General features: G+C 64.2%; 7 protein-coding genes and 1 pseudogene. 4 read left to right on the top strand and 4 right to left on the bottom strand.

Annotation, left to right across the window (positions count from 1 at the left end; translation table 11 throughout):
* From AB4Z11_RS14180 to AB4Z11_RS14165, 4 genes are all read right to left on the bottom strand, one after another.
* Positions 1-629, bottom strand: a 629-nt coding sequence (locus AB4Z11_RS14180; RefSeq protein ID WP_442025890.1) for a uracil-DNA glycosylase, incomplete at its 3' end; no start/stop codon positions are given.
* Between the two features lie 113 nt (positions 630-742).
* Positions 743-1,063, bottom strand: coding sequence for a SorB family sulfite dehydrogenase c-type cytochrome subunit (gene sorB / locus AB4Z11_RS14175; protein ID WP_442025889.1), 321 nt, complete (start codon positions 1,061-1,063; stop codon positions 743-745).
* A gap of 12 nt (positions 1,064-1,075) precedes the next feature.
* Positions 1,076-2,296, bottom strand: coding sequence for a SorA family sulfite dehydrogenase catalytic subunit (sorA, locus tag AB4Z11_RS14170; protein WP_442025888.1), 1,221 nt, complete (start codon positions 2,294-2,296; stop codon positions 1,076-1,078).
* 106 nt (positions 2,297-2,402) lie between these two features.
* The gene (locus AB4Z11_RS14165) at positions 2,403-2,810 is read right to left on the bottom strand and encodes a hypothetical protein (RefSeq protein ID WP_442025887.1); all 408 of its coding nucleotides are present in this window, start codon (positions 2,808-2,810) and stop codon (positions 2,403-2,405) included.
* A 132-nt stretch (positions 2,811-2,942) separates the two neighbouring features.
* Here AB4Z11_RS14165 and AB4Z11_RS14160 point away from each other — a divergent pair, with 132 nt between their 5' ends.
* From AB4Z11_RS14160 to AB4Z11_RS14145, 4 genes and pseudogenes are all read left to right on the top strand, one after another.
* A complete protein-coding gene (locus AB4Z11_RS14160) occupies positions 2,943-6,641 on the top strand; it encodes an ATP-binding protein (protein ID WP_442025886.1) in 3,699 nt (1,232 codons plus the stop codon).
* A gap of 65 nt (positions 6,642-6,706) precedes the next feature.
* A complete protein-coding gene (locus tag AB4Z11_RS14155) occupies positions 6,707-7,921 on the top strand; it encodes an efflux RND transporter periplasmic adaptor subunit (protein ID WP_442025885.1) in 1,215 nt (404 codons plus the stop codon).
* Entirely contained in the window at positions 7,918-8,601 is a 684-nt protein-coding gene (locus AB4Z11_RS14150; RefSeq protein ID WP_442025884.1) for an ABC transporter ATP-binding protein, read from the top strand. Before AB4Z11_RS14155 ends, AB4Z11_RS14150 begins: the two co-directional genes overlap by 4 nt.
* 4 nt (positions 8,602-8,605) lie before the next feature.
* Positions 8,606-8,784 (top strand): annotated as a pseudogene (locus tag AB4Z11_RS14145) (ABC transporter permease); the annotation flags it as partial.

The following is an 8,784-nucleotide window of genomic DNA, read 5'->3' as shown; positions in this document are numbered from 1 at the left end:
GCGATCTTGCCCCACAGCACCAGCGTCGGCTTACGCTCGGCCAGCGCGCGCATCACGGTTTCGAAGAAAGGCAGCCAGGCTTTGGCATCTTTCACCGGGGCAATATGGGGACGGAACACCAGAGAGGCGTTCAGCAACAGGAAACCGTGGGTGGTCAGGCGTTCCTGCACCTCAGCCAATGTCTGGACCGCCGCGCCGGCACGCGCTTGCGCCGACACGGCCGCCAAGGCTTCGCCGTTAGTCTGGGCTTCGCTCAGCTGGCCATCTGCCACCAGCAGCATTTTCATGAAGTTGCGCAGGGAAGTTGCCTTATTGACCGGCTTGGACAGGCCGCCGCCCTCCTCCTCCGACCATAGCCCTTTCACAGCGCCGTCCATGAAGCAGACGCCGGTGGCGCTTTCGGCACGCGGGTAAGGGCCTTCGCCCACCAGCACGTAGCGCACCTTGTCCAGCGGCTGAGTGAAGGCAGCAAACAAGCGCAGCTCCGTCGGCAAATAGCTATCCACCGCCAGCTCCGGCAGATACGCCGGATTTGCCTTCTCCATCGCTTCCAGGCCCTCTTTCAGAACGGCGTGCCAGGACGAATCGGCGCGTTCAAGCGCCTGCAGGATTTGCGATGGGATGGTCATGAGAACAGCTTTGCCTTCAGGGAAAGGCGGGATTGTAGCGCAAACCAGCAGCGCAACCCTGGTGGCTGCCACATCGTGGCGGCCACCTGCTTCACGTCCCTGGTTTTGGCTGGCTATTTCGGCTTCTCATTGCCGTAGGTTTTCACGAGATAGTCGACCAGCGCCGGAATATCCTCATCCGGGAACTGGGCGCCAAAAGGCTTCTTCATCTTCTTGACGGTCGCCTCCCAGTAGGCGCGTGGCGACGTTGGCGGCTGCATCTGGGCATACTGCGCCGAGTGGCACAGCAGGCAATGTGCCTGCACCAGCTGGAAGCCGGGCAGCGCGCTCTGTTTGTAGGCTGCCGTCTCGGGCGGCAGCACAATCTCGGTTGCAGCAGCCGCGCCGCATGCGAAGGCCAGCACGCCGGCGGCGATGGCGATGAATGCTTTCATTGTCATCTCCCCTTAAGCTGCCACGATGCGCGTGGTTTCGACCGTATTGCGCATATAGCCCGCCGCATTCCACAGTCCCGTCATCGGCTGGCTCTGCCCGATGCGATTGACCGCGCGCACCATCAGCTCATGCGTGCCCTTGCCCGGCTTGAACGCCGCGCTCCACTCGCGGAAGGAATACTTGCCCAGGTCCTTGCCCAGCGTCGCCGACTGCCACGACTTGCCGCCGTCGGCCGAGAACGCCACCTCGGTGACGCCCTGTCCGCCATCGAAGGCTATGCCCTTGACCACGATCTGCTGGCCCGCCTTCACCCGCGCCCCATCCTGCAGGCTGGTGATGAAGGAGCGCACATTGAAGCGCCCGATCGGCACCGTGCGCGCCGGCGCCGTACCCGGCTGCACGCAGGCGCAGGCGTTGTCCGGAATGCGGTAGGCCGACGCCATCCAGAAACCATCAAACGGTTTATCCAGCACCGTGATATCGGACAAATGCTTGACCCAATAGGTACCGTAATAGCCCGGCACTACCAGCCGCAGCGGGTAGCCGTTCAGCACCGGCAGATCCGCGTCATTCATCTGCCACGCCAGCATCACTTCGCCGTCCAGCGCATGATCGATATTCAGGGCTTTGACAAAATCCGGCCCGTCGCCAGCGGGCGGAGTATCCAGCCCGTTGAAGGCCACCTGCACTGCGCCCGCCTTCACACCGGCCTTTTCCAGCACCGTCTTCAGCGGCACACCGGTCCATTTCGCATTGCCCATCGCACCGTTGGACAACTGCCCGCCATTGGCACGCGGCGAGAAATGGCCGCGGCTATTGCCCGAGCATTGATTGACCGCCACCAGCTCGACGGCGTCGCCCATCTGCTTGATGTCGGCCAGCGACAGCTCCAGCGCCGTGTTCACGTGGCCACCGATTTTCAGCCGGTAGGCCGCCGGGTCGATGGAAGTGGGAATCGCGCTCCAGTGATAGCGCACGAAGAAGGCATCGTTTGGCGTCAGCGCGCCTTCATTGAATACGGAGAAAGGTGTTTCCAGCTGGGGTGGCCGGCTGGTCAGCACAATCATTGGGCGTTTCTGCGGAAACGCCACCAGCTCTCGTTCGCCGTTGTCGAACGGCAATTTCACCGACGCTGAAGCCGCCAGCGCCGACAGCCCATGTCCGCTCAGGACCGAAGCTGCGCCGGCCCAGCCGGCATGTTTGAGGAAGTCCCGCCTGCGATACGCAACCATGTCCGCCTCCCCTTTGGTAAAAAACCAGAGGCGCAACCCCGGTGCCTGCCACGGCGTGGCAGACACCCGCTTTTGCCCCTGGTTTAAATAGGATCAGGCAACTTTATCACAGCCCGGACAACAAATCGTTGGCATTTAGAATCGCAAAGGCAATATCCGGATGGGCGTTCAGGCAACGGCGAATGGCGGCGGGAATCGATTCGCGCGTCTTGCGGCACAGGCCCGGCCGCTGCGCCAGCTCGATCTGGAAGCCGCGTACCGTGCGCACCTCATTCGGACCCGGCAGTATGCTGACGGTGATGCCCAACTGTTCCTGCAAGCGCTGCCCGACGCGCATCAATTCCGCGTAGCTGGCAATGGCTTCGATGCGTTCGATCAGCCGCTTCTCCTCGTCTTTCGTCAGACGCAGGATGCGCAGGTCGGCTTGCGGGTCGTCCAGCAGCAACTCGCGCTCGCATACACAGGCGCCAGGCGGACATTCTTTGCGGATTGGAAAAGCAGGCGGTTGCAGCATGACTTCACGGTTGGTCGCAGATTCAAGTAAGTATCCGTTGCAGGAACGGGAACTGTCAAACGCGCTCTCCTTGTGCCCCACGCCAACCTGTCTTAGAGTGCGTGTTCGATTATTGGTTACATCGGAAACAACGTGAGCCGACTTCCCCAGTTTCTCGCATCACCCGGTGAGCTAGGGCGACTAATCGCCGAATTCGACTGGTCCACCACGCCGCTCGGCCCGTTGGAGAACTGGCCGCAGAGCCTGCGCACCAGCGTCAGCCTGATGCTCAACACGACGCATCCGATCTGGATCGGCTGGGGTCCGCAAGCCACGTTTCTGTACAACGACGCCTATATCGCCGTGCTGGGCGAAGCCAAGCACCAGTGGGCATTAGGCCGTCCCGCCAGCGAGGTATGGGCCGAGATCTGGGATTACTGCACGCCGCTGGTCGATAAAGTCTTCAATAAGGCCGAAGCCACCTTCGTCGAAGCCGAGCAGCTGTTCATGGACCGCGCCGGCTGGCTGGAAGAAAAATGGTTCACCTTTTCCTACAGTCCGATTGCAGATGAGTCGGGCGGGGTCGGCGGCCTGTTCTGTCCTTCCGCCGACGTCACCACCAGCAAGCTGAATGCGCGCCGGCTGGCAACGTTATCGGCGCTGTCGGCCGCCGCGCTGGGCGAGCACACGGTGGCCAGCGCCTGCGCCGGCGCCATGTCCGCCATCGCGCAAAACCCGAACGACATTCCTTTTGCCGCGCTCTACCTCGCCGAGGCGGAATCCGACCGCCTGCAGCTGCGGCAGACTATTCACCTGTCCAACCCGCCGCCCCTGCCTGCCGATATGGCGCCGGGCCGCGATGCCGAATTGCTGCCCGTCGATCACATGCCCGGCTTGCCGCTTGGGCTGGCAGACCGGCCGTTGACGGAAGCCCTGGTCCTGCCGCTGGAAATTCCCGGCCAGCAGCGCCCCGCAGGCCTGCTCATGCTGGGCATCAGCCCTGTCACCAGACTGGATGCGCAGTATTACAGCTTCCTCGAACTGGTGGCAGGCCAGGTCTCAGCCGCGCTGCAGAATGCCACCGCCGCGGAAGAGCAGCGCCGGCGCGCGGAAGCTTTGGCGGAACTGGACCGTGCCAAGACCACTTTCTTCAGCAATGTCAGCCACGAATTCCGCACGCCGTTGACGCTGATGCTGGGCCCCATTGAGGACGCCATCAACGACAGTGCGAACCGCCTCGGCCCGGTGCAGCACGAACGCCTGCAGGTCGCGCACCGCAACGCCCTGCGCCTGCAAAAGCTGGTCAATACCCTGCTCGACTTCTCGCGTGTGCAAGCCAACCGCATGCAGGCCCATTACACCGAAACCGACCTGGCCGCGCAGACCGCCGACCTGGCCAGCTGCTTCCGCTCCGTGGTGGAAAGCGCGGGCCTGACGCTCAGCGTGGATTGCCAGCCGCTATCCTCGCCCGCCTGGGTCGATGCTGGGCTGTGGGAAAAGATTGTGCTCAACCTGCTGTCCAATGCCTTCAAGTTTACTTTCGAAGGCCGCATCGGCCTCAGCCTGCGCGAGCAGGATGGCCATGCCATGCTGGAAGTCAGCGACACCGGCGTCGGCATCGCGGCCCAGCACCTGGGCCGCATCTTCGAACGCTTTCAGCGCGTGGAAGGCACGCGTTCGCGTACCCATGAGGGTTCCGGCATCGGCCTGGCCCTGGTGCGCGACCTGGTCGAACTGCACCGCGGCACCATCGCCGTGCGCAGCGAGCCTGGCGTAGGCACCGCTTTTACCATCACCCTGCCACTGGGCCATGCCCACATCGCGGACGAGCAGATCGGCGAAGCGCCAGCCGCCACCGATCATGGTGCACGTGAAGCCTACACCCTGGAAGCCACGCGCTGGCTGCCCGAATCCCTGCCCGACCAGTCCTTCCTCGACCTTGCCGACGAAAGCAGCGTGCTCACGGTCGGGGCACGCGTGCTGGTAGCCGACGACAACACCGACATGCGCGAATACCTGGTACGCCTGCTGCGCCAGCGCTGGCATGTCACGGCTGTCAGCAACGGCCGCGAAGCCCTGGCCGAGGCGGCACGCCAGCGGCCCGACCTGATCATTTCCGACGTGATGATGCCGGAACTGGACGGCTTCGGCCTGCTGGCTGCCCTGCGCGACAGCGAGACCCTGCACGACATTCCAGTGATGCTGCTATCCGCCCGGGCCGGCGAAGAGGCGCGCATCGAGGGCCTGCGTGCCGGCGCTGACGACTACCTGGTCAAACCCTTCTCCGCCCGCGAGCTGATGACCCGCGTCGATTCCCATCTGGTACGCGCGCGCATCCGCCAGATCGAACGCGCCGATGCCGCGCGCATGGCAACGGTGTTCATGCAGGTGCCTGCGGCGATTGCCATCCTGCGCGGTCCAAGCCTGGTGTATGAACTGCTGAATGAGCGCTACAGCGAAATCATCGGCGGCCGCGACGTCATGGGCATGCCGCTGCGGCAGGCATTCCCTGAACTGGAAAGCCAGGGCCTGATCAACGAACTGGAACACGTCATGCGCACGGGGCACGCCGTACAAGGCCGCGCGCGCCGCGTGCTGCTGGCGCGCGGTCCATTAGGCGAAAGCGAAGAGTGCTACTTCGACTACGTGCACCAGCCGGTCCGCAATGCACACGGCCAGGTGGACCGCGTCGCCCTGGTCGCCTTCGAAGTGACGGAGCTGGTGCGGGCGCGGCGCGAAGCGGAAATCGCCAACCGCACCAAGGACGACTTTCTTGCCATGCTGGGCCACGAACTGCGCAATCCGCTCTCGCCTATCCTGATCGCGCTGGAGCTGATGCGCCTGAAAGGCATTGGCGCACTGCAGAAAGAGCATGCGGTGATCGAGCGTCAGGCCCAGCACATGGTGCGCATGGTGGATGACCTGCTCGACGTGGCCCGCATCGCCCAGGGCAAGATCACGCTGCGCAAGGAACGCGTGGAGTTGGCGCGGCTGGTCGCTCAGGCAGTGGAAACCGTCAGCCCATTGCTGGAGGAGCGCCACCACTATTTGCGGGTGGACGTGCCGGTCAGCGGCATGGAAGTCCAGGCCGATCCCGCACGCTTCACCCAGGTGCTGGTCAATCTTCTGACCAACGCCGCCAAGTACACCAACAGCGGCGGCCAGATCTCGCTGCAAGCCGGGGGCGAAGACGGCCTGGCCGTCGTGCAGGTGCGCGACAACGGAATCGGCATTGCGCCGGAAATGCTGCCCCAGCTCTTCGACAAATTCGTACAGGAACGCCAGGCGCTGGACCGTTCGCGCGGCGGACTGGGACTGGGCCTGGCCATCGCACGCAGCATCGCCAGCCTGCATGGCGGCAGCGTGAGCGCCAGCAGCGAAGGCATCGGCACAGGCAGCGAATTTACCGTGCGCATGCCGCTCGCTCCCGCGCAGGCGGGACAGCCGCAGCAGGCGCCTGCGGCCCGCGTCGACAATCCCGGCGGCTGCCCGCGCCGCCGCGTGCTGCTGGTGGATGACAATCCCGACGTGCTGGACGGCTTGCGTACCCTGCTTGAAGTGCACGGCCATCAGGTCGAAACGGCAGCCGATCCTGTCAGCGCCCTGCGCGCCAGCCAGAGCTTCACGCCCGATATCGCCATCCTCGACATCGGCCTGCCTGGCATGGACGGCTACGAACTGGCGGCCGAACTGCGCCAGCAGCCCGGCTTCGCCGAAACCCATCTGGTCGCCTTGACGGGCTACGGCCAGCCTGCCGACCGGGTACGCTCCCATGCAGCAGGATTTGCGGCCCATCTGGTCAAGCCGGTCAGCGCCAGCCAGCTGTATGCCCTGCTGAACGAGCCGGACTAGCACTTGCGGAGTGCCACAATGTGTAGCACTATTGGCAACCATGGCAACTTCACTGCGAGGTGCGTGTGGCGGCTCCGGATATTTCAAAACTGAAGATCGAGCGTGGCAGCCCCTCCGCTGCCCCGATACGGCGCCCACGGCGCTGGAAATGGCTGATCATCGGCGCCGTCGTGCTGATCGCGATCGGCGCTGTCGTGGCGCGCGGTGGCGGCGGCAAGGCCGATGTGGACGTGGTCACCGTGGCCCAGGCCTGGCCCTCCCAGAACTACACCCTGCTGAATGCCACCGGCTATGTGGTGGCACAGCGCAAGGCTGCGCTGTCGTCCAAGGCCACCGGCCGCCTGGAGTGGCTGGGCGTGCTGGAAGGCAGCCGCGTCAAGCAGGATGAAGTGGTGGCGAGGCTGGAAAACCGCGACGTCAGCGCCGCGCTGGGCCAGGCCCAGGCCAACGTCAAGGTGGCGCAAGCCAATCTGGAACAGGGCCAGGCGGAGTTGATGGACGCCCGCAACGCCAACCAGCGTGCGCAGGACCTGCTCCAGCAAAAATTCATTGCGGCTTCGGCTGCCGATGCGGCGCTGGCCCGCTACAACAAGGCCAAAGCCTCCATCAGTGCCGACCGCGCCTCCATCGCTGCCGCCCAGGCCAATGCCCGCGCCGCGCAAGTGGCGGTGGACCAGACCCTGATCCGCGCGCCTTTCGATGGCGTGATCCTGACCAAGAACGCCAACGTGGGCGATAACATCACGCCCTTCTCTTCCGCCGCCGACAGCAAGGGCGCGGTGGTCACCATCGCCGATATGGACACGCTGGAAGTGGAAGCCGATGTATCCGAATCCAGCCTGGCCAAGATCCGCGTCGATCAGCCGGCCGAAATCCAGCTCGATGCCTTCCCTGAACTGCGCTTGTCCGGCACTGTCTCGCGCATGGTGCCCACGCTGGACCGCAGCAAGGCAACCTTGCTGGTGAAGGTGCGCTTCAACGACCGCGATCCGCGCATCCTGCCCGATATGAGCGCCAAGGTGGCTTTCCTGTCCAAGCCGGTGCCGCCTGAAGACCGTGTGGCCGTGACCGCCGTGCAGCCGTCCGCCATCGTGCAGCGCGATGGCAAGTCGGTGGCTTTCGTGATCGTGGATGATAAAGCGCACGTGACGCCTGTCGCGGCCGGCCGCAAAGTTGGCGAGCTGGTCGAAGTCAGGGGCCTGAAGCCGGGTGATAAGGTGGTGCTCAAGCCATCCGAAAAACTGCAGAACGGCCAGCCGGTTGCCGCCACCAAGAAATGAGCGTCCTGGTCCAGATCGAACATCTGGTGAAGTCCTACCGGCGCGGTGGACAGACCGTGCCTGTGCTGACCGATATCACGCTCGATATCCAGCGCGGGGACTTTACGGCGCTGATGGGACCATCCGGTTCCGGCAAAAGCACCCTGCTCAACCTGATCGCGGGCATCGACAAGCCGGATAGCGGCGTGCTGCGCGTCGACGGCCTGGATATCGCGAACATGTCCGAGAGCGCGCTCGCGGCCTGGCGCGCTTCCAATGTGGGATTCATCTTCCAGTTCTACAATCTGATGCCGGTGCTGACGGCTTACGAAAATGTGGAACTGCCGCTGCTGCTGACTTCCTTGAGCCGGCGCGAACGGCGGGAGCGCGTGGAGCTGACCTTATCCATGGTAGGCCTCTCCGACCGCATGGACCACACGCCAAATGAGCTGTCCGGCGGCCAGCAGCAGCGCGTGGCGATCGCGCGTGCCATCGTCACCGATCCCGTGCTGCTGGTGGCCGACGAACCCACCGGCGATCTGGATCGCCAGTCCGCCACCGATGTACTCGCGCTGCTCAATCAGTTGAACCGGGAACTGGACAAGACCATCATCATGGTCACCCATGACGCCCACGCCGCGCAGCAGGCGCGCAAGCTGGTCCACCTGGAAAAGGGCGAGCTGCTGGACGCCGCCGCCTGACATCATGTATCTGCTCAAGCTGATCGCCCGCAACGCCTTCCGCCACAAGCTGCGCACGGTGCTCACGGTGCTCGGCCTGATGGTGGCGACGATCTCGTTCGGCTTTTTGCAGACCGTGGTCGATGCCTGGTACGCGGGCGCGGAAGGCGCGGCCGCCACCACGCTCGTCACCCGCAACGCCAC

This window comes from Pseudoduganella sp. RAF53_2 (genome assembly GCF_052113985.1).
GTDB lineage: Bacteria > Pseudomonadota > Gammaproteobacteria > Burkholderiales > Burkholderiaceae_D > Rugamonas.
Note: the sequence above shows the minus strand (reverse complement) of the source record. Positions and strands in the feature narration are given on the sequence as shown.